We start from the raw sequence: 25866 nt of genomic DNA, 5'->3' as shown, positions 1-25866 counted from the left end.
GCAAACCTTCTGCAGTTTCGCCTGATGCCTGATGGAAAGGCGTTGAGGCCCATGCTACCGTGAACTCCTTGCTGTACTACAACAGTCACGGGGGAATACATGGGCATCAACGCCACCAGAATCAGTACGCGTTTATCGATCGGTTTCGGTCTCGTCCTGCTGTTATTGGTGATCGTGACCGCGCTCGGCATGCACCGGGTGGGCCAGATCGACACCATCCTCACCAATCTCTCCGAAGTCAACGCGGTCAAGCAGCGCCATGCGCTCGATTTCCGCGGCAGCGTGCACGACCGCGCCATCTCGCTGCGCGACGTGGTGCTGGCCAGCGATGCGGCCACCGTCAAGCGCCACCTGGGCGAATTATTCAGCCTGGCTGACAAGTATCGCCGCGCGGCCACGCCGCTGGATGCACTGCTGGCCGGTCGCGCCGACACCGTGGCCGCCGAGCGCAGCGCCGTGGCCGGCATCAAGGCGGCAGAGGCGAAAACGCTGCCGCTGATTGCCGCCGTCGTCGCGCTGCGTCAGTCGGACAAACTGCCGGAAGCCACCGCCCTGCTGCACCAGCAGGCCGCCCCCGCGTTCGCTGCGTGGCTTGCCGCCATCAACAGGCTGATCGAACTGGAAGAGCAGGACAGCGTGGCGCAGGCCGGCATTGCCCGCGCCGTGGCGCACGACTTCAGCGTGCTGATGCTCAGTGTCGGCCTGGTCGCCATCGCGCTGGGTGTGGCCGCCGCCTGGGGCATCGGCCGCAGCCTGACGCGCCAGCTGGGCGGCGAGCCGGCCTATGCGTCGTCGATCGTCGCGGCGATTGCCGCCGGTAACCTGGCCGTGCGCATTGAGACCCGGCCGGGTGACACGTCCAGCCTGCTGTTCGCGATGCGCGGCATGCGCGACAGCCTCGTCAATATCGTCACAAAGGTCCGCAACGGGACCGAGACCATCGCCACCGCGTCACGCGAAATCGCCGCCGGCAATCACGACCTGTCGCGCCGCACGGAAACGCAGGCAGGCAATATCGAGCAGACCGCCTCGTCGATGGAAGAGCTGACAAGCACCGTCAAGCAGAATTCCGACCACGCGCGGCAGGCCAACCAGCTGGCGCTGTCGGCATCGGCAGTGGCAACCAGGGGCGGCGCCGTCGTGGCCGAAGTCGTGCAGACGATGGCGTCGATCAACGAGTCGTCGAAGAAGATCGTCGACATCATCGGCGTCATTGACGGCATCGCGTTCCAGACCAATATCCTCGCGCTGAACGCGGCCGTCGAGGCGGCGCGGGCGGGCGAGCAGGGGCGTGGCTTTGCCGTCGTCGCAACGGAAGTGCGCAGCCTGGCGCAGCGCTCCGCAGGCGCCGCGCGCGAAATCAAGGCGCTGATCGACGACTCTGTCGAGCGCGTGGACGCGGGCGCGAAACTGGTCGATCAGGCCGGCGCGACGATGGCCGAGATCGTCGACAGCGTGCGCCGCGTAACCGACATCATGGGCGAGATCTCCACCGCCAGCATCGAGCAGACCGCGGGAATCGAGCAGGTCAATTCCGCCGTCGTGGAAATGGACCAGGTGGTGCAGCAGAATGCCGCCCTGGTCGAACAGGCGGCGGCCGCCGCGTCGTCGCTGCAGGAGGAGGCTGGCAACCTGGCCCAGGTAGTCGCCGTGTTCAAGCTGACCGGCAAGGCTGCCGGCGCGCGCGCGCGCAAACCGAAGGCCGCGCCGCCGCCGTGTGTCGCGGCCCCGGACGCCGTTGCGGCACGTGCGGCACCCGCGCCCACGCCGATCTCTGTGCCGGTGTCCGGAGCGGTACCGGTGCGCGCGCCGGTGCGGCCGGCAGCCAGGCAAACCGTCAACGCGCGCACCCAGCCGGATGAGTCGTGGGAAGAGTTCTGAGGTAGTGCGCTAGTTCCGTTTCACCCCCGTGGTAGCCCTTGGAGGCCGTGTCGCCCGTCGCGGTGGCGCGGCCTTATTTTTTGACAAAGCTTCGCATTTCTTCAAGGCAAAATTTTGTAACAGCCCCGGTTTCGGTGTTACAAATTGCCGCAAGGCATGTATAGTGAATCGTCGCAATCGGAGTTCGCCATGCTCAAGTCCTTCTCCCTTTACCTGCTCTCGTTGACCGCCGTTACGGCCCACGCCGCCCAGCTGACGGCACAGGAGACACGCTGGCTGAATGCCGCCGCGCCTGTCATCGCCTATGCCAAGGCACAGCAGTTGCCGGTCGATATCATCGTCCAGCCCCAGGCCGGCCCGAACGACGTACCCCTGGCGATGGGCTACGCCAACGGGCGCTGCAAGATGGTGCTGTCGATGCGCGGCAATCCCTACGCGGAAACCATCCTGCAGAATGTGGCCGAAAACGAACGCGACGTACTGATCGAGGCGATGGCGGCGCACGAGCTGGGCCATTGCTGGCGTATCGTCCAGGGCAGCTGGCATGCGCTGCCGGCCGGTTTCACGGAAGCGGGCAACGAACACGCCGGCGATCCGGCGCTTGTCGAGCTGTCGAAACAGCAGCGCGAGACGCGCCGCGAGGAAGGTTTCGCAGATCTGGTGGCCCTGGCCTGGATTCAGCGTTCGCGCCCGGCCGACTATGGTCGGGTGCACGCGTGGATCCAGTCGGTACGCGACGCGCAGCCGCACAACCACGGGTCGCACGACACGCGCGCCTGGCTGAAGCTGGCGCCGTCGGGCCACGTTTTCAGTGCGGGCCGCACCCCTTTCGAACAGGTCGTACCGCTGTGGCGCACTGGCCTGCTGCAGGACTGAAACCCGGCCCCAGCGCCTAGATCTGCGGCAATATTGCCCGCAAAACGGCGTGCTGCCCGCACTGAATTGTTTCCTCGAATCCGGGCCTGTCCCGGGTTTTGCTTTACGCGACAAATAAACAACAACCTCCCGATCTGTGTACGTCGCCGCACAGAACTGCAGCGCGGCTGTGGCGTCTAATGTCTGTGCCAACCAATCCTAAAGGGGACCAACATGAAGAAGATCGTATTGCTGACCCTGGCTACCGCAGCCAGCGCAAGTTTTGCATTTGCCCAGAACATGGATACCGCGGGGTACAAGAACGCCCACAACAAGGCTGAGTCCGATTACAAGGCGGCCAAGAAGCAGTGCAACGCCTTGAAGGACAACGCACAGGACATCTGCGAGGAAGAAGCCAAGGTGGCACGCGCCAAGGCCGAGCGTGACGCCGTTGCGCAATACCGCAACACGCCGAAGGACCTGGACAAGGCCAACCGCAAGCTGGCCGATGCGCAATATGAGCTGGCCAAGGAGCGTTGCGACGACATGAGCGGCGACGCCAAGGATTCCTGCCAGAACCAGGCGCGCACGTCGAAGGCCAATGCGCTCGCCTCGACGGGCGCCGGCACGACGATGGGCACGACCGCTGGCACGAATGCAGCCGGCACGACGGGCGACGGCCGCACGGCTGTGCTCGTGCCGAACGCCGACCGCGGCACGGTGGCCAACAACGCCGCGGACGTGCGCGACCGTACGGCCGCCGGCGCGGAGCGCCTGGGCGACAAGACGGCTGCCGGCGCGGAGCGCCTGGGCGAGAAGACTGCCGCCGTGGCCGCGACCGCGAAGGACAAGACTGTCGAAATGGCGCAGGCAGCCAAGGAAAAGACGTCGGAGCTGGCCCAGACCACCCGCGATAAAACCGCCGACGTGGCTGCATCGCCTGCCGTCACGGACACGATGATCACGGCCAAGGTCAAGGCCGACATGGCCGCGGACAAGACCGCCAAGGCGATGGACGTGCATGTCGAAACCCAGAAGGGCGTCGTCATGCTGAGCGGCTTCGTCGCATCGAAAGCCGAAGCCGACCGCGCCGTCGAACTGGCGCGCGGTGTCAAGGGTGTGTCCGACGTGAAGAGCTCCATCCAGGTCAAGAAATAATCCGTCCTTCGGCGGATACAGGCGGGCTGCGGCCCGCCTTTTTACCTTTTAACCCGCGTCATCATCCGGTCAAAATCGGCAGGCACCATGCTGGGTTTTACCTGTCCGGAGTAGATGCATGATCAAGACCCGTCCATTGCTCGTCGCTGCCGCGGCGATGACGCTGGCACTGCTGTCGGCCTGCGGCAGCGACCACGACGACCCTGCGCCCGTCGTCACCGTCCCGCAGGAACCGACCCCCGTCCCCACGCCGCCCGTCGTTGCCACCACCAGCGTGGCGTTCATGACGGACGTCCACTTCGAGAACGTCTACGGCGACTTCAAGAGCGCGCAGTTTGCCGGCGTTCCGATGAAGGACGGCCGCAATGCGACGATCCGCACGATGTACGCCGAGCTGACGTCGACGCGCCTGTTCAACGAAAACTATTTCGCGTTCCGCGCCGCGCTGGACGACGCGTACGCCAAGGGCATCCGCCACGTTGCGCTGCCGGGAGACTTCTCCGACGATGCGCAGCCGATCAATATCAACGGCATCGCCGACATCCTCAAGGAATACCAGGCCAAGGGCATGCGCTTCTTTATCGCGCCCGGCAACCACGATCCGAACGAGCCGCACGACGATATGGAAGCGGGCAAGAACGACTTCCTGACGAAAGAAGGCAAGGAACAGAAGGTCTACGCAACCGGCAACGCAGCCTGCAAGGCGAAGGACCCGACGGTCGTCTGCACGGATGAACTGATGGAGCAGGGCTACGAGAAGCTGGTGGCCAAGCTGTCGGACTACGGCTTCATGCCGAACCGTGCGGACGTGCTGTGGGAAACGCCGTTCTCGAAATACACGGGCGGCAAATACAGCTACGACGAAGCGGCGACGCAGGGCACGCTGGCCAATCGCCAGTTCGAGATCTGTGCCGAAGGCACGGGCGGCGCGTACAAGGCCGCCGGCGAAGCAAAGCTGGGCAAGGCCTACACGAAGTGCACGATGATGTTCGACACGTCCTACCTCGTCGAACCCGTCAAGGGCCTGTGGCTGCTGGCAATCGATGGCAACGTGTTCGTCCCGAACGCGAAATTCGATCCGGCCAATCCGAAGAACATCAAGGGCTTCGACGGCGCCGGCAATGCGGGCTGGAACAAGGTCGTCACGCACAAGCAGCACCTGATGGACTGGATCAAGGCCGTCAGCGCCCGCGCCAAGGCGGAGAACAAGCAGCTGATGGCGTTCTCGCACTATCCGACGATGGACTTCTACGCCAACCAGACCGGCGCGATGAAGGCCGTCTTCAAGTCCGGCGCGTTCCAGACCGCGCGCGTGCCGGATGCGGCGACGACGGCCGCCGTGACGGCAACCGGCTTGCCGATGCATGTGGGCGGCCACATGCACTTCAACGGCACCAACGACGTGACGGACGCCAACGGCAACTTCTTCGTCAACGTGCAGTCGCCATCCTTGGCCGTGTACGGCGCCGCGTACAAGATCGTCAGCTACAAGGACAAGGACACGATCGACGTGCAGACGATTCCCCTGAACAGCGTGCCGCGCTTCAACGAGCTGTTCCCGCTGTACCAGGCCGAGTACGACTACCTGCAGGGCAGCACGGCCAGCGCGGACGTGGCGAAGCGCTGGGACCGCGCCATCCTCGACACGAAATCGTACGGCGAATTCACGCACTACTATTTCGGCGAGCTGTCGCGCCTGCGCTTCATGGACGAATACTGGCCCTGCGAGATGAAGGAAGCGGCGATGAACCTGAACGGCCGGCAGATGCTGATCCTGTCGCAGCTGCAGACGAAGGTGACCCTGGCCCAGCTGAAGGACGCACCGGGCGTGCTGCCGTTGACCGCCAGCTGCGCCGCCAGGGACACCGCTGCCGCCGGCGGTGTCGCCGCCACCCAGCTGTCAAGCGACTGGGCCGCCGCCACCGTCAAGGCCGAAGCGCTGGCCGGCAAGGCCGGGTTCAAGCTGGACGACTTCGCGAAGATCACGCCCTACATCTTCTACGGCGACTTCCACCGCACCGTGTATGCGGGCGAACTGGCGCTGCGCGACATGGGAACGGAGCGCGTCAGCCAGTACAAGGTGCTGATGGCCGCGTTCCCGGCCAGCCCGGCGGCGATTGTCAAGACCGGCGACAAGATCTCCGACCAGAATTCGGTCGGCGTGCCGTTCCAGAACCAGTTCAAGCAGGTCTTCGGCATCCTCAAGGGCCTCGGTTCGGCCAAGCCCAGCGAGCACTTCACGATCGACCTGAAGGGCAAGAAGGTCAGCAACGCCAACAGCGCTGCGCTGAGCTTCAACTAGTGACCCTGGGGACCGGCACCTTCGGGTGCCCCTCCCCGGCGTTGAACTTCGACGCACCCGGCTACTTCTCGGGCTACCTGTGCAACGCTATACTGGGCAGTACAGGAGGAACACAATGATCGACGAGGTAACCAGGGTGGCGGCGTTCTGCGCCGGAGAAAAGGGTGGCAATCCCGCCGGCGTGTGGATCGGCAGCACCTGGCCGGAAGCGGCGCAAATGCAGGCGGTCGCCGCACAGGTCAATTACTCGGAAACGGTATTTGCGGTACGCGCCGATAACGGCTGGCGCGTGCGCTACTTCTCGCCCGAATCGGAAGTGCCGTTCTGCGGCCATGCGACCATCGCGCTGGGCGCCGTGCTGGCGTTGCAGCAGGGCGACGGCGTCTTCCCGCTGACGACCAACCACGTGTCGATTACCGTGCAGGGCACGCGCACGGCCGACGGCGTCGCGGCCAGCCTGCAATCGCCGCCCACGTCGAGCGCGCCCGTACCGCAAACGTTGATCGACGAGGCGCTGGTGCTGTTCGGTTATACGGCGGCGGACCTCGATCCTCGCCTGGCGCCGGCGTTGGCCAACGGGGGCGCCGGCCACCTGATCATCCCTCTCAACTCGCGCGCGGCGCTGGCCGCGATGCGCTACGACCTCGATGCCGGCCGCATGCTGATGCTGCGCGAAGGCTTCGCCACCATCGCCCTGGTTCATGCTGGAAGTGCGCAGCGCTTCCATGCGCGCAATCCGTTCGCTTCCGGTGGCGTCTACGAGGATCCCGCCACGGGCGCGGCGGCCGCCGCGCTGGCCGGCTACCTGCGCGACGCGGACTGGCCGCACGGCGGCGCCATCGACATCGTCCAGGGTGAGGACATGGGCGTACCGTGCCACCTGCACGTCGACATCGGTCCCGAGCCGGGCAGTTCCGTGCAGGTGTCAGGCAGCGCACGGCTGATCGGCTGATCAGGCTTTCCTGCGTTCGTCCCACGGCGTCGCGCGGTCGAACGTGATGCCGACGAGGTGGTACGGGTCACCGCGGTAGGGGAACTGGGCCAGCGCCTCGTTGGCCTGCGCGACGACGCCCAGCTGGCGTGTGCCGGCCGTGCCGTCGGCGAGCGCTTCGAACTGCGCGAACCACTGCTGCAGGTCGCGGTGGAACGCTCCCTCTTCGTTCTCCATCATCTGCAGTTCATGCGTGTTGACGAGATAGTTGGCGTAGTCGTTCTGTTCGATGAACGTGCGCCACTGATCGACGATGGTGGCCGGCTCTCCCAGGAAGGCCTTCATGGCATCCGCACGCCGCGCCAGGTTCGCCAGCGCTTTTTCGCGCGACGTCAGCAGGATGGGCACGTGGCTGTACATGCGGATGTCCCCAGGCTGGAACAGCGTGAACCACAGCAGCGGCAGCGCGTAGCCCCGTTCCAGCAGGGGGACGAGTTCGACGTCGTCGTCCTCGAAAAAATTCTGGTTCAGTCCACACAGGTAAGCGCGATTTGCCATGGTCTCGTTCTCTGCTGACTGCCGGCCAGCGGCGGGCCCAGGGAAGCGGGCATTGAAGGAAACGCGATGGTAGCAGGCGGGCCGGCGCTGAAGTCTCACCAAAATCCACGCTGAAACAATGCCCGGTGGACCTTGACGGCGCAAGCCACAGAGGTCGCGCCGCGCGAAGCTGAGCCCGATTCGCTACCCTGCCGAAACATCCAGCGCCTGTGGCATCATCGGCGCGATTGTCCAGTGTGCAGTTCCTCCCAACGAAAGGAATTCAGATGGCTTACTACCGTTGGCCCGCCGCCGTGCTGGCCTCCGCCGCGCTGTACGCGGCCGCTTTGGCTCCCACTTCCGCTTTCGCCCAGCTCACGCCCACGACGAAGGGCTTCTCGATTGAAAAGGTGGCCGACTTCGGTCATCAGGTCACCGGCGTGACCATCTCGGAAGACAACCGCATCTTCGTCAACTTCCCACGCTGGACGGAGGACTCGCCCATCTCCGTGGCCGAACTGGCCAGGGACGGGACGCTCAAGCCGTTCCCGAACGAGACGTGGAATGCATGGCGCAACACCCGCAAGGACGAGCTGTCGCCGGGCGAGCACTGGGTCTGCGTGCAGAGCGTCGTCGCGGACGGCAAGGGCAATGTCTGGGTGCTCGATCCGGCCGCGCCGGCGCAGGCGACGATCGTGCCGGGCGGGCCGAAACTGGTGCGCGTCAGCCTTGCCACCAGCACCGTGCTGCAGAACATCCGCTTCGACGAGAGCGTGGCGCTGCAGGGCTCCTACCTGAACGACGTGCGCTTCTCGCCGGACGGCAAATGGGCGTACATCACCGACTCGGGCGTGCGTGGGGCCATCGTCGTTGTGGACCTGGGCACGGGCGAAGCGAAGCGGCTGCTCGATGGCGATCCGTCGACGCAGGCAAAGAAAGGCCTGGTCGTGAAGGCGGACGGCAAGCCGCTGCGCCGGCCGGACGGCAAGGGCGTGGAATTCTCCGCCGACGGTATCGCGCTGTCGAAGGACGGCAAATACCTTTACTGGCAGGCGATCAAGGGCGACACGCTGTACCGCATCGCCACCAGCGCGCTGACGGAAGCAGGCTGGCGCGGCGACGACATCTCGTCGCAGGTGCAGGTTTATGGCAAAAACGGTGTGGCCGACGGCCTGTGGATCGCGAATGGCACGGAACGCATGTACGTCACGTCGCCCGAAGACAGTTCGATCAAGATCCGCAACCTGGCGACCGGCCCGAATGCCCGCCCCGGCATCCTGATCCAGGACGCGCGCCTGCGCTGGCCGGACACGTTCAGCCAGGGGCCGGACGGCAGCATTTACGTGACGACGTCGCGCATCCAGGACTCGGCGTTCTTCAAGCCAGGGGTGCCGATTGCGTTGCCGACGTCGCTGTGGCGGTTGCGGGAAGGGAAGTAAGGCGGATCGGCCCTGGCTCAGCCGCATGCGGTACCGCGGACGGCCTTGGCGACCTGCCAGCCGATGCTGACGCCTGCTGTAAACGGCGTTGCGACAATCCAGTGGTTCTGCGAGGGGACGGGTAGTCTCTATCATGTGCGCCGGGTTACGCGGCGTGCCGCATCGGCACAGTATTACGACCCAGAGCTGGGTGGTTGGATCATGGCCGCCAGCTGTAACCGGATGTAAGAGACGGCACCGCCGGGCTAACTCGGCTATCATCACGCCCTGTTGATAATTCATCAAGCTGTAATACTTGCTGATGAGTAAGCTGCAAAGGATGCGGATGAGCGCTGCGGTGCATGTGACGCCAGGGATGGCAAAGAAGAGCCAATCGCAATTTGGCCTGATCAACCTGCTGAAAGCCGGTGCGGCGCAACTGATCGTGCTGCACCACCTGGCATTTTACGGCCCGATGGCCGATCGCGCCCGCCCATTGTGGCCGGAGCTGATCGACTGGCTGGGCGACAGCGCCCGCATCGCCGTGCAGGTCTTCCTCGTCATCGGCGGCTTCCTGGCCGCCAAATCTCTCGCGCCCACCGGCCAGCCCGGGCACAGCCGCCCGCTGGCCGCCATCGGCCGGCGCTATGCCAAGCTGGCGCCGCCGTTCATTGCCGCCACCTTGCTGGCCGTGGTCGCGTCGGACTGGGCGGGCACGTGGATGACGCACGACTCCATTTCCGCGCCGCCGACACTGGACCAGCTGGGCGCACACGCGCTGCTGCTGCATGGCGTGCTGGGGTTCGATTCCGTCTCGGCGGGCGCCTGGTACGTGGCGATCGACTTCCAGCTGTATGCCTTGCTCGTGCTGATGCTGTGGACCGCCGGCCGCATTGCCGGGGACCATCCGTCGCGCTGGCTGATGCCCGTTGCCGTGGCGCTGGGCGTGGCGCTGTCGCTGCTGCACTTCAATCTCGATGGCGACTGGGACAACTGGGCGCCGTACTTCTTCGGCAGCTACGGCCTGGGCGTCATGGCATGGTGGGCAGGCGACCGCCGCCGCCATCCGGCCGCCGTTGCGCTGCTCGTGCTGATGGTGGTAGTACCGGCGCTCGTCGCGCTGATGCTGGACTTCAGGAGCCGCATTGCGCTGGCGCTGCTGGTGACCGGCGTGCTGGTGCTGTTCGGGCGCAGCACGACGACGTCGAACGGGCCGGTCTGGTCCGCCATCAACGGCATGGGACGGATCTCGTATGCTGTCTTCCTTGTCCACTTCGCCGTCTGCCTGCTGGTCAATGCCGCGTTCACGCGCTTTGTCTCCCCCGAACCGGAGCCGCAGGCTTTCGGCATGCTGGTCGCCTGGGCTGCCAGCCTGTGGGCGGGCGCCGTGTTCCACCGCTGGGTGGAGGTGCCGCTGGGCCGGCTCGTGCAGTTCGTCACCGGCCAAGTCGTGGTGCGGCCTGCTGCGGTGCAGGCGGAACGGTTTGTTTCCGTTCGCTGAGGGGTTGGCGTTCGGCTCCATGCTGGTGTGCCGTTGCTGGCCCGGCGGCTTGGCGGCGTGGAATAGGCTGCACCGCGCCCGGCATGACGATTTACTTCGCTTTGCGCCCGACGCTCCAGCCGATACCGGCCAGACCCAATACCAGCATTGCGTACGTGGATGGCTCCGGCACCGACGTCACGGTGGCATAGACGCCCGTCGTGAAGCCGTAGTTGCCGCTCAATTCCTCCGCGCCACTCGACAACGCTACCGTCAGCGCACGGCTTTCCGAGTCGCCCTGGTAGGTCGACAGGCCGTCTTCCACATAGAATTCCTCATCGCCCCACGTGAAAAACACCGCGGCGTAGCCGATGCCGGCGCGGGTCGGATCCCGGGTGCCGTCCACGTGGGCGTCGGCGTGCAGGACCAGCCGGCTGTTGGGTGTCAGCGTGAAATTTCTGCCCCAAAGTGCCTGGGCAAACAGGGCGCCCTGGTCGCCTTGCAGCGATGCCGACGTGTTGGCCGACGTCGCCGCCAGCGTGCCGGTCGCGCTACCCGCGGCGACCGTGACATCCACGGTCCCCTCTGTGTTCAGGTAGTGAAACGGATCCGGCGGCGTGCTGTTATCCGGCGTCCCGTAATAACCTGCCATGACATTCAGGCCGGTATCGACCAAGGTCAGCTGCGCGGCGATGCCGTCATTCAGGTCCAGGTCGATCAGCTCATAGCGGAAGCCGCTGAGGTAGGCGTTGGCCGTGGTTTGGGCTTGAGTGGAGAGGGGAAGCGACAGCGACAGGGCGGCAGCGGCGAGGGCCAGCAGTTGCATGAGGACTCCGGGATATCAAAAGAGCACCATGTTACCGCTTTGCGGTTAGCTAATTGTCGTAAATGTATCTCGTGATGAGGCGTACGGCCAAGCTTCAAAACCTCCGCCAGAGTGTGTTCTGATCCTGTTTGACCTTCAGGCGACCGTTGCAGGCGCACTGCCAATCAGCTTGCATCCGCATTCCGTCGTGCACCCCTCGACCGCCACGGGGATGCCGTCCACCGTAAGCGTGTCGTGGGCGGTGGTGATCTTGTTGATGCCATGCGGTTTGCCGCCCGGGTAGACCAGCGGACAGGCGACTTTGTCACCCAGTCTGGCGATCGCTTTGCCGCGGATGTCGTGGTTGGGCGAACCGCTGATCACTGAGCCGCCGTGGTCGGTCATGTCGCCGACTGTGATGATTTTTAATGACATTTGGTACTCCAGTGGGATCGGTGACGTTCGTGCATAAGGGCCTCGCTGCTTGAGCTCAACTGCGTCTTGTGGGCCCTTGCGCGTCGGGAGTCCGCTTGGCACAGCGCCACTTGCTATTGTGGCACGTGGTGCTTAAGAGGCTGGCGTTCGTACCACCTTTGTTTCTGCCCGTGCGCGCGAATAAATGACAGGTGTCGTCGAACTTCCGATCGCGCGACCTCAGCGGGGCTCCATGCTGATGGCTGCAACGAAGTCTCGTTGTTGACAGCTGACGACAACCTGCCCCCATTTAAAGCGCCACGTACTCTGCCTTTCCTGTTTTTCATCCGGTCGACCTGCGCCAGTCTTTTGCACAAACTTCAAAAGCAGACAATATTCTTCTCGCAACAACTCATCACTTACGCCATCCCATCCTTTCCCTGTGCAAGGGCAGTCTAGCCAGTGGAATACCAACGAGTTAACTCTTTTGTCTTGTAAGCTGATGAAGACGCCAAATCTCATTCCTTGCACCATAGTTTCGACATAGAAGTAAGCCCTGCCGTCACCAGCATCTTTTGGTTTATGAATCAGCCCTGCTCGGCGAGAGAGTCGAGCTCTAAGCGATTGGAACTAACCCCAATATTCGTCGCACCGAGATCGATCTTTCCTTCTAGCCAATTAATCATAATTTGTCGTACGAACTTTCCGTGGCGCCATTGATTGCGCACCCTAGGCACGCGCTGTATGATGCGATGTCAGGTAGCCCTATTTAATAACGCAGTTTTGAAAGGACATGTATCGTACACCTGAGGAGCATGCCAGATCACAAACTGCCTTGAACTTAATTCCCGCTTGCAACGCATTCAGCTTGTCCTCCTGAGCGTCATCGGCAGCGCTAAGCCTGGCCAATTCTTGCGGGTTGGCAGGCGTGCCAACTTTCAATATTGAATTGCCGCTAAATGATTCGGCAACCTCAAGGACTATACCTGAAATTAATACCTGCTTTGTAGCCTTCATGAGCTCCAGAGACGAATAACCAGCTTTCTCGAAATGCCCATAAAGTTTGGCCAAATCGACAGCTTTCGGAGCCGGCCCGGCCATTGCCATAGAGCTCGCAAGCATTATGCTTGCAGCGGCGAAGATTGCTCTGGATTGCATTTCTACCTCCTTAAAGTTTCAATAAAAATACCTGGTACAGAATTTTCAGTCTCCAAGTAGCCCAAGGGAGTCACGCCGAGTGGTCAAGGTAGGAGCCGGCAGTTCGGTGGCCGATATTACAATCGAATTTCGACACCGCTGATCGACCTCGTGCTCCTAGCTGGGACTGTGCCGGGATCCTCAAATAGCTAACGTGATACGGTCTATTTTCTTTAATTTGTTGCCTGCCGATATTCTTGGTGCCGGTATCAAATCAAATCTTTGAGCGAAATATTCAGAGCTGTTTGAACGCTCTCAATAGATTCTGGCGTTAGGCCGCCCTGATTGTTTTCAACACGTTGCCAACAGTAGAGAAAGTACCTCAACTCTACAACAGTCCAGATGAGAGCTGGCGTTGATCTCACAGATACTTGAGTGGAATCATCTGTAACCTCGGTGAGTGGATCGAACGTTAATGCAAATTTTGAGAATGCAGACCAGTTGAAATCTCCTTGGGGTACGTCGCATGTGCGCAGATCGCGAGTTGAAATAATTTCCATGGCATCGCACTTCCTATAACGTCCCTTTTGTAAGCATAACCAAGGTATAAACTAATTCGCCTGCGGCTAAGCTTTGCACTTGGACCCGCAAACGCACCTAGATTGTTGAAGTTATGTTTTCGAGTCACTCAGGGAAAGCATGTTTCCGTAGGTCGGGAATGAAAATTATATCCAAACTTAGGTCGCCTTGCTTATGGTCATAAAAGAATTTGGCTTGCCCCCATTTGCTGAATTCCAGAATGGCAGTGCTTGGGTGATCGCTCAAGAACTTTACGTTTAGAGACTTCTCAAACGCCTTTAGTGTTTTGGATTCAAGTATGCTAGATTCAAAAAACTCGATGTAATCAAACAGAAATGCTACGGCGCACACCATTCTTTGTCCTACTTCAATCACGAGGTCAGCCGATCTCCCGAAAATGCTGACTTTATGTAAAAGTCGATAGCATGTTCGCCCCTCAGCTGCTTCAAACGGTGGCGAACAGAGCTTCGTAATTGAGGTGACGAGGATGCCATTTTCGTCAACCACTATCGGCGCTGAATTAACGAAAATTAAGCCATTTTGCAAATCTAATTTAGCTGTATACATTTCAGTTCCTATATTCCATGATGCGCCCGGTATCTACAAGGTTCGGCTTATCTCTATCTTCAATGAAATATTGTGTGGCGCCACCGCTGCCAAGGTTTGGATTATTTTTTGCTACGCCAACTGCCATGCACGTGTCTTTCGTAAGAACGTAACCGTGAACTTTAGTCCGCATAGGTCGTGCGTCGCGGTGTTTCCAATTTCCTCTGTGAGCAACCTGTACTGAATCATTGTACTGCCTAGCAGTACGGGCCCCTAAAACTGCGTCAGATTTCACTAGGTAGTTCCCCGGGGCATTGCCATGTGGATAGAGCGTATAGAATACTGTGCCTTTTTTCACGATAGTGTTCTTATAGTTGTCTACCCCGTTGTATGGATCAGTACCTTGCCAAGATTGCGCCACTGCGGCAGGATTACGACCTTGGCATGGATCGCAACTGGAGCAACCGATCTTGGCAGAATTCGGTTTCTTCGGTGTCAAACCCAGTGGATCGATCCATTGAATAGGGTTAGGTGCATATGTATGAGTATTAAAGCCACCTAGCAATCCGATTGGATCTTTGCTTACAAATCTGCTGCTAAGTGGATCGTAAAACCGATGCCGGTTGTAATGTAGCCCCGTTTCATCATCAAAGTATTGCCCTTGGAACCGGATCAGATTGCGAATCCCGGCCTTATATGCCGCTTCGCTGATTGCTTCCTTCGCTTGCCCCCACGCCTTGTACTGCGCCGACCACGCAATCTTGCCGTCGCAATCTGTCAACTCCTGCGGCGTGCCTAGATGATCGCATTGATAGAAGGCGATCTCGTCTTTACTGAATGGCTCGGCTTCCTGCTCGGATTCCCCGTTCCATAGCGGATCGAGTGCAATGTCGTACTGGTCATCGTTGCCAGCCATCAGCGCCTTGACGTCGGTGGTGGGGGCCAGGCGAAGCGCCTGGCTTCGCGTGGCCTGTACCAGCGGTACGAAACTGTTGCGCTCGTACACATAGTGCACCGTCCGTTCTCCCCTTGCATGACCGTGGTGCAGGCTACTCTCGAGGGCCAGCGTGTCGCCATCCCAGCCGTACATGGTCCGGGTTGCCTGTCGAGGGCCGCTGCCTTCCACCGCTTGGCTGTGCTTGGCGATGCGCCTTCCCAGCGGATCGTAGGCAAAGGTGGTGACGCCGTGCCGGGTGATTGCACGCGTCATCCGATTGAACGCATCCCATTCAAACGTGTCACGTTCTGCATTCTGCCTGCGCTCGACGAGGTTGCCGCGTTCGTCGTAGCGGTAGCTGGTGCCGGCGTACTCCTTGAGCAGATTGTCCAGCACCTTTGGCAGCGGGACACGGGTAGCGCTGCTCTGGTGTTGCGTAGTGTTGGGCACCTGGATATTGCCAGCCGGGTCGAACGCGAAGGTTTCATGCCCCATGGCGCTGTTGGCGGCGAGCAGCCGTCCGACCGGGTCGTAGCGGTATTCGATGTGGCCGCGCCGAGTGTCGTCGAGGCCCGTAAGTTGGCCGGATGGGTCGTAGCGGTAGCGTCGGCGGATCGCCGCCTGCATGCCGACCTGGGCGTCGGGACGCGACATCGTCGGGATGAACTCCCGGTCCTTCCGGCTGAGCTGTGCTATCGCGCCAAGCTGCTGTTCGATCAAACGGCCCGCTGGGTCGTACTTCATCGTTTGCAGCAGGCCATTGGCCTGCGTGCGGCCGGTTTCCTGGTACAGCGCGTCGCGCTCGAAGGACACGAGCTCCTGGCCGTCGAGCATTAGGCCGTGTACGTGACCGGCGCCGTAGGTCAGCCACTCGATGCAGTGACCGTCGGGGCGGGTGGTGCCGGTGCGTCCGTTGAGTTCGTCATAGCGGTGGTGCCAGACTGCCGTGCGCTTGTCGGGATGGAACGGGCCTTGGTAGTGCTGGTGTTCGCGCACCAGATTGCCGGTGGCATCGTAGAACCATTGCAGCCGGGCGTGCTCGTTCTGCGCTTCGGCCAGCTGGCCGTTGGCGTTGTAGGCGAAGGTTTCGATTTGCTCGGGCTGGCCAGGCGCTGCGGCCCGGCGCTGCACGAGACGGCCCATCGGGTCGAACTGCAGCCGTGTCGTCACGCCGGCTTCGATCGTTTCCGCCAGCACGCCGGTCGATTCGTCGTAGCGGTACTCGGTTGCTTTGCCGTCAAAACCTTGTTCCTGCAGCAGGCGCCCAACCGGGTCGTACTGGAAGTGGTACGTGCTGCCGTTTTCGTTTTCCAGCGCGGACAGGCGGCCCAGTGCGTCCCACCGATATTGCAGGCTTTGTCCTAGCGCATCGGTGCGCTGGGCGATCAGGCCTGCCGCCGTGTAGCGGTAGGCGGTGCTGCGTTGCAGTGCATCGGTGTGCGCCAGCAGCCGGCCTTCGGCGTCGTGGCGCAGTTGCTCTTCGGTGCCGTCGGGGTGGATGACTGCCTCGAGCTGACCTGGATGGTTGCCACTGCTTTCGCTGTGCGCCAGCGCCAGCGTCTCGGCACTAAGCGGCGTGTAGCTGTAGCGCGTGACGTTACCGGCGGCGTCGATGCTTTTGATGAGCCGCTTGCGCTCGTCGTATTCCCACTGGCTGCTGTGCCCGGAACAGTCGGTATAGCTGGCGAGCTGGCCGTCCGGGGTATAGGCGAGTTTCTTGACGCCGCCCTTGGCATCGGTGACTTCCACGGGGCGCCCGGCCTTGTCGTACGCGTATTGGGTCTTGTTGCCGCGTGGGTCTGTTTCCTCGACCAGGCGGCCCTGGGCATCGTAGTCGCGCTTCCAGGTGCCGCCTTCGGCATCGAGAATGCCCGTGAGGCGGTGCTGGGCGTCATATTCGAAGTGGACCTGGCTGCCGTCGGCGCGGGTGTGCGTGAGCAGGTTGCCGTGGTCGTCGTAACGGAAATGTTCGCTGCTGCCGTCGGTGTGGATGTGGCGGACGACGTTTTTGGCGTCGTCGCGGAAGAACCATTCCTCCAGCCCGTCCGGATACACGGTGCGGTAGGTGTAGCCGGCGATGTCGTAGTAGTAGCGGGTCTCGTTGCCCAGCGCATCCGTGACATAGGCCAGGCGGATGTTCCTGTCCCATTCCAGGCGGGTGTCGTGGCTGCCGTCATCCGCCCATTCGCGGATCGCTTTCGATTGGGCGCCGCTGTCGATGCTAGTGTCGTAGGCGAGGTTCATGCCGCGCCCGGTTCGATCGGTGTAGCGGGTGACGAGGTGGCGGTCGTACTGGTAGTGCCAGGCAGCCGCGTTCTCGTCCTGGGCCTGGATCAGGTCGCCGTGCTCGTCGTAATCATAGGCCGCCAGTTGGCGCACCAGCTGGCCATCCCGGATTTCCCACAGCGCGACGATGTGGCCGCTGTCGGCGTCGACTTGTGTGCCGGCGTGAGCGACGATGGTGTCGCCCTGCTTGCTGATGATGTCGCTGAGCACTTCCTCGCCCGCGACGACATGATCGTAGCGCAGGCCGAGGGCGGCACCGTCTTTGGCATGCAGGGAGATCAGCCGGAAATGCTGCCTGCCCATCTCGGCAGCCTTGGTGCGCACGGTGTCGGTCAGTTCATAGGTTTCTCGCCAAGGGCTCGGTTCGCCTTCCGGCAGCGGCCTGCCGAAGTCGAGCGTGAGCAGGGTGATACTCATGCGGGTCAGCGTGATCTGCTCGACCGGGTCGTGGTGCTGCTGGCCGACGGCGAGGAACGGATAGCAGTGGCTGCGGCCATCGGCGGCGTGATAGAGCAGGGCGGTGGGCTTGCCCTGCCCGACGACGTCGATGCGGGTGCTGTACGGGGTGAGCCAGCGCGCGCCAAGATTGCCGCGGTCATAGGCGGTCAGCTGGCTGCGGTAGGTGCGGCTCCACTCGATGGGCAGCGGCGCACCCAGCACGAAGTCGGTGTGGATAAAGGTTTCGGCGCCGGTAGCGAAGCTGACCGAGTGCGCGGTGGCGGCTTTCGCGGGGCACAGCTTGCACTGATTGGCGTCGCCCTTGGCCGGGCTTTGCCGGCTTGTCGCGCCCAGCTCGTGGCCGGGGTTGTTTTTCTTGTGCTGCGCGCCTTTGGCGGACGGCACCAGCGCCGCATAGCGCTTCTTGTGCTTGACGACGGCGTCGCGCAGCCGCATCAGGATCCAGCGGATGCTCATCTGCGTCTGTTCGTCGGCCAGTGCGGCAAGCTTGCCGCGAAACGCCGGCTTGAAATTGGTCAGGTGGGTGATGATGCCCGTTACGCCGGCAACCGCGCTCTGCGGCAGATGGCTCGCTGCCGCGGCGGCGGCATAGTTCGCGGCCTTCTTGCATTCCCGGTCCAGGGCGCTCAACATGCGGCGCCAGCTGCTTTGCACCTTGGGGTCGTGCTGCTTGCGCTCCGCTTCTGCCGGCGATGCGACCGCGAACAGCGGTTCCTTGCCGATGCAGCGGTTGAGGATCTTGATCAGGTCGTCGGCAATGCCGTCGGCAAGGTCGGCGCAATCGTCCAGGATGCCGGACAACTTGGCCATCGCACTGTCGACAAAGGTCTCGATCTCGCCGGCAAGCCTGGCGTTAAGGTGCACGATCAGCACCTCGATCAGCGCGGCGCCGATATCCTTGACGCCCAGTGCCAGCTTTTGCCGGACCAGGTGCAGGGCAGGGCGCAGGCTCATGCGCGCGGCGCTCATCGCCGGAGGGACCGGCACGACGCCGATCAGGTTGATGCCCAGGCTGACCCATGCCAGGAATTCGATCTTCTCCTTGGCAACGGTCTTCTGGATTACTCCCACCATATCCATGATGGCGTCGATCAGCGCCATGATGTTGCCGATCACCGGCAGGCTGCCCGCGACCGTGCTCAGACGCTCGAGCGTGACGTAGTCGTAGCTGATCTTGCGCAGCCATTTGTCGAAGGCGGCGGCAGCGGCGCCGACGTCTTGCTGGTCGATCGTGTTCAGTGGTGCGACGGCGACTTCAGGCGCGCGCGCTGTGGGCTTCGTAGGTTCGGTCATGGCGCTGTTAAACGATGGATGTCTTCAGGGGCGTCGGCGGGATCTCGGCGCCGATGCGGGGCAGCGATCCGGGCAAGCCGAGGGTAGACGCGACCGCGGCGGCAGGCTTGTCGGCACTCAGCGCGCCGTAGGCATTCAGTGCCGCCGCGCCGCCGGGGAGCTTGCCCGCGACATTGGCCATGGCTGCCTGCCCCACTGGCGCGAGCAAAGCTTGTGCGCCGCCTTTTTTCAGCGCCTGCGCGGCGCCTGATGCTTGGTGTGCGGCTTGCGCCATCGCCCCGATCTTGCCTGCTGCGCCTTTGAGGCTGCCTGCTGCTGCGGCGGCACTGGACAGCAGTCCAGCCCCCGCCGCCAGCGCTGGCCGACCGGCCGTTGCCGCCGTAGCGGCGGCGCCCGCCTCGGGCAGTGCCGCAGCCGGCCATTCGTCTCCCTTGCCGAGGACGCTGCCTTCATCCCATGGGTCGCGCGGGTCCTTGCCGTAGGTGACCGTGGCCATCCCCATCGGCAGGCCGGCCACGCTGGCAAAGCCGTCGCCATCGAGCGTGCCCTGGTGGACGCCCCCCTCGGCGTCGACGACGGTGTAGTCGCCTTGCCGGATGCCTCCCTTCTTGCTGCCTTGCGTATTCACGTACTGGTGATGCAGGTCGAGCTGTCCCGGCGCCAGCTGCATAGGCTGTGGCAAGGTCGGCGTGCCTTCGCTCTTGCCGGGGACAAAGCTGTGGTGCGCCGCATGCTGGGTCCAGTTGCCGCTGGTGCCATGGACGATGCCCGACGCGTTCCAGCGGCTGAAGCTGGAACCGCCGTTGATCACCACCTCTTCCTTTGCCGTGATCGTGATCTTGTTGGCGGTATGAGTGATGTTGAGCTTGGCCAGGATGTTGACGCTGTCCTTCAGCGCAGTAATGTCGATGTCGGCGCTGGCCGCCACCAGCTTCATGCCGGCCTTGTAGGCAAACATGCGCACCGCTTCCTTGACGCTGACGAGCAGGCTCTTGCCCGCGCTCAGGCTGATATGGCCGCCGCTGGTCACCGCGCTGTGCTCCACGCTCATCAGATGGGTGGAACCTTGCGTGGTCGTTTCGATGCCGGCGGGGCTGGCCAGCGTCAGGTGGGGCGCCTGGAATTCGGGGAATTCGCCTTGCGCCGGCGTGCCACCCTGGCCTTTGAGGGCGTCGATCTGCGCCTGCAGGGCGGCGATCACCTGGTCCTGGTCGCCAGGCTGGTGCGCCTGCGACTGTTGCGCGGCTTGCGACAGGCTGTCGTGCAGCTCCTTGCCCTGCGCGATGCGCGTCACCGTCTCTTCCATGTCGGTGATATGGGCGCGGGCGTTCGGCCGTCCCTCGGTGCTGAGCAGCAGGCCCTGCTGCGCGCGTACCGCGCCGTGGCCGTCAGTGCGCAGCTCGAAACCCTGGCCGCGCGCGTCCTTGCGGCCGGCATTGTCTTCAATGCGGCTGATATGGCCGAGGCTGAGCTGGCTGGCGAGATGGTCGCTCTTGAGCTGAGCCTGGATTTGTCCTTGCGTGTCGTCCAGCACGAGGTGATTGCTGCGACCGCCGGGCGTATTGCCGCCATCCGCACTCAGCTCCCGGCTTCTGAGGCCGGTCAGCGCCCGCTGTTCGGGCAGCTTCCACGGCGGCATATAGCCCTGGTTGAAGACCGCGCCGGTGATGATCGGATGGTCGGGATTGCCGTCGAGCCATTGCACGATCACTTCCGAGCCGACCCGCGGATGACTGGCCAGGCCCTTTTCGCCGCCGGCCCAGTTGCTGCCAACGCGTACCCAGCAGCTGCCGCTGTCGTCGCGGTCCCAGTGGAACTTGACCTGGACGCGCCCGTACTCGTCCACGTTCAGGCTGCCTTGGCCTTCCGCACCGACCACGATGGCGGTCTGCAAAGCCAGCAGTCTGGTATCCGTGCTGTTGAAACCGCGGCCCGGCCGCCAGGGCAGGGCCTTGCTCTGGCAGAGCAGGCGATTCTTGTACCTTGATACCGCACCCTTGCCTTGCAGATAGTTATTGCTGGCTTCGTGGTGTACTTCCAGTATCAGGAATTCGGTGTCTTCGCCTTCGCTGAAATGGTCGAGCAGGTTGAACCATCTGCCAGGCGCGACGCGGCGGTTGTTGCCCTGTGCTTCGTACCGCTTGCCGCGCGCTTCGATTTCTTCCATGCGCAACCGCGACAGATCGTCGGCGCCGGACTGGTGCCTGAAGCCGTAATGGCCTTCATAGCTGTGCACCTCCAGCTGCGGAATGTCGCCCTGCTGTTCGATGGTGACGCTGTCCGCATGCACTGGACGGGGATTCTTGAAGTCGAAGCCGCTCACCGCCGTTTGGGCGGATGTCCACTGGCGAAGCGGGCTCCAGTCGCCGATCGCGTCCTCTTCGGCCACGCCGCCGGCGCGCTGGAAGCGGATGCCGGGTGCCGGGCCGTCGATCGGTTGGCTCATGCGGGTGTCGTCGCACACCTTGAGCTTGTGGCCTTCGCTGCTGTGCTCGAACCAGTAGCTGTACCCTGCCGCTTCCCAGCGCCGGCACAGATAGTTGTGATCGGTTTCGTCCCACTGCGTGGCCATTGTGAACTGCGGCTGTTCGCCCGCGACTTCCCATTCCCAGGCGGGCAGGCCGCCGTAACCGGCGAAGATCGCTTCGGTCTGGTCGCGCAGGCTTTGCCCATGGAACAACCGGTTATTGCGCCGCAGGCGCAGGTAGGCCAGCCACGGCCGCAGGACGGCCTCGTAGAACGCCACGCCGCCGTCCGTCTTGACCAGCCTGAACGACGCCACGTAACCGGTGAATGGCCGCAGGCTGCCGTCCGCCTGTACCAGCGACACGCACAGCAGCTTGCCGTGCATCGCCTCGAGTTCGATCCTGGCGTCGTCGCTCAGGAGTTCCACCTTGAATTCGAAGTCGCGCGACAGGTATTCCGTGCCCTCAAACCGGTTGACCATCAGTTTGGCTTGCGGGCCATCGTCCTCGGGGAACGATAAGCGCAACAGTCGGGTACTCTGGTGGGTTTCCAGCAGTGCTTGCAGGTCAGTCATCGTCATCGCTCATCAGTTGAGCTGGGCAGTGTTATTCAAGAGAGGGCAGTGGCTGCGAGAACTACTCGCTTGCACATTGCAATGAACCACATTGATTCGGGCAATCGAATATTTTATTAGATCATTGCTTTTTTGTCACGTTCGCCTCGGGCACTGCGTTGAGGTGTGCGCGAACCTGCAGCGACCTGCCCGACTTTAATGAAGAAATTTCAAATAGCTCATGACAAGGCGCAAGTAGTGCTTGCGCACTTGCACTGTGCAGGCGTTTCTGTGGTGATTGGGGCTTATCGTTTAAGAACGATAGGCAGGAGGGAAAGTGCGCTCTGGCGCAAATGCAAAAAAGGCGTCACGATTGCTCGTAACGCCTTTTTTGGTACTGCGAATTCGTGGTAGGCCGTGCGGGATTCGAACCTGCGACCAACGGATTAAAAGTCCGCTGCTCTACCAGCTGAGCTAACGACCCGAAAGAGGCCGTATTATATACAGGCCGATTGCGCCCTGCAAGGGTAGGCGCGACAATATTTCAACGTCATGACAGCGCGGCGGTTGCCTTCAACACTTCCTCCACCGTTGTCACGCCTTCGATGATCTTGTGCGCACCGGCGATGCGCAGCGGCTTCATGCCGTCCACGACCGCCTGGCGGCGCAGCACGCCGATTTCCGTTTCCTCCCCGATCAGGTCGTTAAAGGCCTCGGTGACCGTCAGCAGCTCGTAGATGCCTGTGCGGCCGCGGTAGCCCGTCTGGCGGCAGTCGGGGCAGCCGACCGGGCGGTAGACCTGCTCGGGCTTCGGCAAATGCCAGGCGCCGCCGATGCCGGCCCAGATGTCGTCGGCGACCTCGCCGTCCGGCGCCTTGCACTCGGCGCACAGCGTGCGCACCAGGCGCTGCGCCATGATGCCGATCAGCGTCGCTTCGAGCAGGTAGTAGGGCACGCCCAGTTCCAGCAGCCGCATGACGGCAGAGGGCGCGTCGTTCGTGTGTAGCGTGGACAGCACCAGGTGGCCCGTCAGCGCGGCCTGGATCGCCATCTCCGCCGTTGCCAGGTCGCGGATCTCGCCCACCATGATGATATCCGGGTCCTGCCGCATCAGCGCCTTGACGCCGTCCGCGAACGACAGGTCGATGCTCGGCTGCACCTGCATCTGGTTGAACGACGGTTCCACCATCTCGATCGGGTCTTCCACCGTGCAGACGTTCACCTCGCTGGTGGCCAGCGCCTTCAAGGTCGTGTACAGCGTGGTCGTCTTGCCCGAGCCCGTCGGGCCGGTGACGAGGATGATGCCGTGCGGGCGCTGCGTCAGCGCATCCCAGCGGGCCGCGTCGTCGGGCGGAAAGCCCAGTTCGGGCAGCGTCTTGACGACCACGTCCGGATCGAAAATGCGCATGACCAGTTTTTCGCCGAAGGCCGTCGGCAGGGTGGACAGGCGCAGTTCGATTTCCTGGCCACCGGCCGTGCGCGTCTTGATGCGCCCGTCCTGTGGCCGGCGTTTTTCGATGACGTCCATACGCCCCAGCAGTTTGATGCGGGCCGTCATGGCGATCATGACGACCGCCGGTACCTGGTACACCTGGTGCAGCACGCCGTCGATGCGGAAGCGGATATTGCCGATGTCGCGTTTCGGCTCCAGGTGGATGTCGGACGCGCGCTGCTCGAACGCGTATTGCCACAGCCAGTCGACGATATTGATGACGTGCTGGTCGTTGGCGTCCACCTGGCGGTTGGTCTTGCCCATCTCCACCAGCTGCTCGAAGTTGTTGCGCAGTGCCAGGTCCTGGCCGGTGGATTTGTTGGCGTCGCGGATCGACTTCGCCAAGGTGAAGAACTGCGACGTGTACTGGGCGATGTCGAGGGGATTGGCGATCACGCGTCGGATCGAACGGCGCGAGACCTTGGCGATTTCCGTTTCCCATTCCAGCGCGAACGGGTCGGCCGTGGCGACCGTCAGCGTGTCGCCGGAAATTTCCACCGGCAGGATATTGAAGCGCGCCGCGTAGCTGGCGGTCATCACGTCCGCCACGCGGGTGAAGTCCACTTTCAAAGGATCGATGCGAAACAGCGGCAGGTTGACGCGCTGGGCCAGCCATTCCGTCAGCACGTCCAGTGTCAGCAGCCGGTGCGGCGCACTGGTGGAGACGAGCTTGCAGTGGGCCACGGCCGACAGCGGATGCATCGACCCGGCCGTGTTGCGCAGGATGCCTTGCGCCTGCGCGAAGTGCGCCTTGACGTGCGCCTTCTCGACCATGCCGTCGGCCAGCAGCCAAGTGAAGATCTGTTGCAGGTCAAGCGATTTCGGCATGGATTGTTCCGTGTCAGGACTGGCTGGCCAGCACGCCTTTCACCCACGATTTCGCGGGCAGTTTCGTTTCCGCGACGATCCGCGCGGCCCGTTCGGCCAGCGCGGCGGCGTCGACAGGGCGGGGCGTGCGGAACGCGATGGCGACGACGTTGCCATCATGGACCTCGGGCAGCTTGACCACTTGCGGGAACGCGAACTTCATCGCCTTCAGGTTCTTTGCATAGCTTGGATGGTCGCCGAACAGGTTGACCGTCATGATGCCCGTATCGTTCAGGCACGCCGCGCACGCCTGGTAGAACTCGGGCGTGTCCAGCACGGGGCCGCGCGCGGTGGCGTCATATAAATCCACCTGCAGCGCGTCCAGCGAGCCGTGGTTGGCACGGTCGGACACGAAGTCGAGCGCATCCATTTCCAGTACGTGCAGGCGTTCGTCATTGTCGGGCAGCTTGAACATCGACTGGCAAATGGCGATCACGTGGGGATTGAGTTCGATGGCCGTCACCTGCGCCGCGGGGAAGGTCTTGTAGCAGAATTTCGTCAGTGCGGCGGTGCCGAGGCCCAGCTGGGCGATGGCGCGGGGCGCGTCGTTCCACAACATCCACGCCATCATCTGCTGCGCGTATTCCAGTTCCGGCCAGTCGGGCTTCCTGATGCGCATCGCACCCTGCACCCATTCCGTGCCGAAGTGCAGGTAGCGCACCCCATCCTGTTCGGACAACGTGACAGGAGCGTAGCGCGGCTTGCGCGGGGCCGCCTTGGCGGGGGCTTTCGACGCCGGACGCGACGATTCTTCTTTTTCGATGGATTTACGTTTGATCAGCATAAGGAAATGTGTGGCACGGCAGGGCAGGGCGGAACGCGCCCCATTATCCCGTGTGGGCTTGCTCGCTAGCAAGCCCACTGCAAACAAAACTGCCGGCGCAGGGCCGGCAGTCGGGGGCTGAATGTCGTCGGTCAGCGCTGCATCGGCTCGACCGATACCCGCAGGCGCACCCGCTCGCCCGGGTCGAACGACATGATGCTGGTGTAATTGCGGCCGCGATAGTCGTACACGACTTCATACCCGTTGGTACGCGATTCCCAGCTGTCGACCATGCGGCACTGGCGCACGGCCTGTTCCTGCACGCCGCCCGCGCCGACATTCTGGTTGCCGATGCGGTCGCCTGCGATGGCGCCGGCAATGGCGCCTGCGGCCGTGGCCGCGGTGCGGCCGCTACCGCTGCCGATGTTGCTGCCCAGTACGGCGCCGGCAATACCCCCGATGATCGAGCCGCCCGCGCTGCGCTGCGGCTGTACCTGCACCTGCTGATACTCCGTGCGGCATTCCTCGCGGGGCTGGTTGATGCGCTCGACTTGTGGCGTGACGCGCACGACGCGGCCATAATCCTCGAAATCGGCCGCCTGCGCGGCGGACAGGCTACCGATCAGCACTGCCGCTGACATCAGTTTGGCTTGCAGCTTCATTTGAAATACCTCGTTCTGGAGAGTGAACTACCTTGATTTGCCCGG

The 25866-nt window shown here is 62.7% G+C and carries 18 protein-coding genes and 1 tRNA gene; 7 read left to right on the top strand and 12 right to left on the bottom strand.

Annotation, left to right across the window (positions count from 1 at the left end):
• Positions 1-99 precede the first annotated feature (99 nt).
• From E1742_RS27155 to E1742_RS10480, 5 genes are all read left to right on the top strand, one after another.
• Positions 100-1881, top strand: coding sequence for a methyl-accepting chemotaxis protein (locus tag E1742_RS27155; RefSeq protein WP_134384821.1), 1782 nt, complete (start codon positions 100-102; stop codon positions 1879-1881).
• Between the two features lie 189 nt (positions 1882-2070).
• Positions 2071-2757, top strand: coding sequence for a hypothetical protein (locus E1742_RS10495; RefSeq protein WP_134384820.1), 687 nt, complete (start codon positions 2071-2073; stop codon positions 2755-2757).
• A 213-nt stretch (positions 2758-2970) separates the two neighbouring features.
• Entirely contained in the window at positions 2971-3894 is a 924-nt protein-coding gene (locus tag E1742_RS26715; RefSeq protein ID WP_229466692.1) for a BON domain-containing protein, read from the top strand.
• A gap of 118 nt (positions 3895-4012) precedes the next feature.
• Positions 4013-6196, top strand: coding sequence for a metallophosphoesterase family protein (locus tag E1742_RS10485; RefSeq protein ID WP_206076746.1), 2184 nt, complete (start codon positions 4013-4015; stop codon positions 6194-6196).
• 115 nt (positions 6197-6311) lie between these two features.
• The gene (locus tag E1742_RS10480; RefSeq protein WP_134384819.1) at positions 6312-7148 is read left to right on the top strand and encodes a PhzF family phenazine biosynthesis protein; all 837 of its coding nucleotides are present in this window, start codon (positions 6312-6314) and stop codon (positions 7146-7148) included.
• On the opposite strand, the gene E1742_RS10475 is transcribed toward E1742_RS10480, so the two are convergent.
• Complete coding sequence (locus tag E1742_RS10475; RefSeq protein ID WP_134384818.1) at positions 7149-7685, bottom strand: hypothetical protein; 537 nt, start codon at positions 7683-7685, stop codon at positions 7149-7151. It lies immediately after the preceding gene.
• A 266-nt stretch (positions 7686-7951) separates the two neighbouring features.
• Between E1742_RS10475 and E1742_RS10470 the strand changes: the two genes are divergently transcribed.
• Positions 7952-9103: an L-dopachrome tautomerase-related protein gene (locus E1742_RS10470; protein ID WP_134384817.1), complete on the top strand. Its 1152-nt coding sequence runs from the start codon at positions 7952-7954 to the stop codon at positions 9101-9103.
• 355 nt (positions 9104-9458) lie between these two features.
• Positions 9459-10583: an acyltransferase family protein gene (locus tag E1742_RS10465; RefSeq protein WP_134384816.1), complete on the top strand. Its 1125-nt coding sequence runs from the start codon at positions 9459-9461 to the stop codon at positions 10581-10583.
• 91 nt (positions 10584-10674) lie between these two features.
• Here E1742_RS10465 and E1742_RS10460 read toward each other — a convergent pair whose 3' ends face one another.
• From E1742_RS10460 to E1742_RS10410, 11 genes are all read right to left on the bottom strand, one after another.
• Entirely contained in the window at positions 10675-11388 is a 714-nt protein-coding gene (locus E1742_RS10460) for a PEP-CTERM sorting domain-containing protein (protein ID WP_134384815.1), read from the bottom strand.
• A gap of 135 nt (positions 11389-11523) precedes the next feature.
• Positions 11524-11802, bottom strand: coding sequence for a PAAR domain-containing protein (locus tag E1742_RS10455; protein ID WP_134384814.1), 279 nt, complete (start codon positions 11800-11802; stop codon positions 11524-11526).
• 744 nt (positions 11803-12546) lie between these two features.
• A complete protein-coding gene (locus tag E1742_RS10450) occupies positions 12547-12939 on the bottom strand; it encodes a hypothetical protein (protein ID WP_134384813.1) in 393 nt (130 codons plus the stop codon).
• Between the two features lie 248 nt (positions 12940-13187).
• A complete protein-coding gene (locus tag E1742_RS10445) occupies positions 13188-13478 on the bottom strand; it encodes a hypothetical protein (RefSeq protein ID WP_134384812.1) in 291 nt (96 codons plus the stop codon).
• A gap of 124 nt (positions 13479-13602) precedes the next feature.
• Positions 13603-14064: a hypothetical protein gene (locus tag E1742_RS10440; protein WP_134384811.1), complete on the bottom strand. Its 462-nt coding sequence runs from the start codon at positions 14062-14064 to the stop codon at positions 13603-13605.
• A 1-nt stretch (position 14065) separates the two neighbouring features.
• The gene (locus tag E1742_RS10435; protein ID WP_134384810.1) at positions 14066-19018 is read right to left on the bottom strand and encodes an RHS repeat-associated core domain-containing protein; all 4953 of its coding nucleotides are present in this window, start codon (positions 19016-19018) and stop codon (positions 14066-14068) included.
• Positions 19019-19025: 7 nt separating this feature from the next.
• The gene (locus E1742_RS10430) at positions 19026-22058 is read right to left on the bottom strand and encodes a type VI secretion system Vgr family protein (RefSeq protein WP_229466689.1); all 3033 of its coding nucleotides are present in this window, start codon (positions 22056-22058) and stop codon (positions 19026-19028) included.
• A 387-nt stretch (positions 22059-22445) separates the two neighbouring features.
• Positions 22446-22521: transfer RNA gene (locus E1742_RS10425), tRNA-Lys, on the bottom strand.
• 66 nt (positions 22522-22587) lie between these two features.
• Complete coding sequence (gene tfpB / locus E1742_RS10420; RefSeq protein ID WP_134384809.1) at positions 22588-24357, bottom strand: type IV pilus assembly ATPase TfpB; 1770 nt, start codon at positions 24355-24357, stop codon at positions 22588-22590.
• 13 nt (positions 24358-24370) lie between these two features.
• The gene (locus E1742_RS10415; protein ID WP_134384808.1) at positions 24371-25180 is read right to left on the bottom strand and encodes a spermine/spermidine synthase domain-containing protein; all 810 of its coding nucleotides are present in this window, start codon (positions 25178-25180) and stop codon (positions 24371-24373) included.
• 131 nt (positions 25181-25311) lie between these two features.
• Positions 25312-25821, bottom strand: a complete 510-nt coding sequence (locus E1742_RS10410; RefSeq protein WP_134384807.1) for a glycine zipper 2TM domain-containing protein — start codon at positions 25819-25821, stop codon at positions 25312-25314.
• Between the last annotated feature and the right edge of the window lie 45 nt (positions 25822-25866).

Source organism: Pseudoduganella plicata (assembly GCF_004421005.1).
Lineage (GTDB): Bacteria > Pseudomonadota > Gammaproteobacteria > Burkholderiales > Burkholderiaceae_D > Rugamonas > Rugamonas plicata.
The sequence above is the reverse complement of the archived record's forward strand: the minus strand, read 5'-3'. Positions and strand labels throughout refer to the sequence as shown.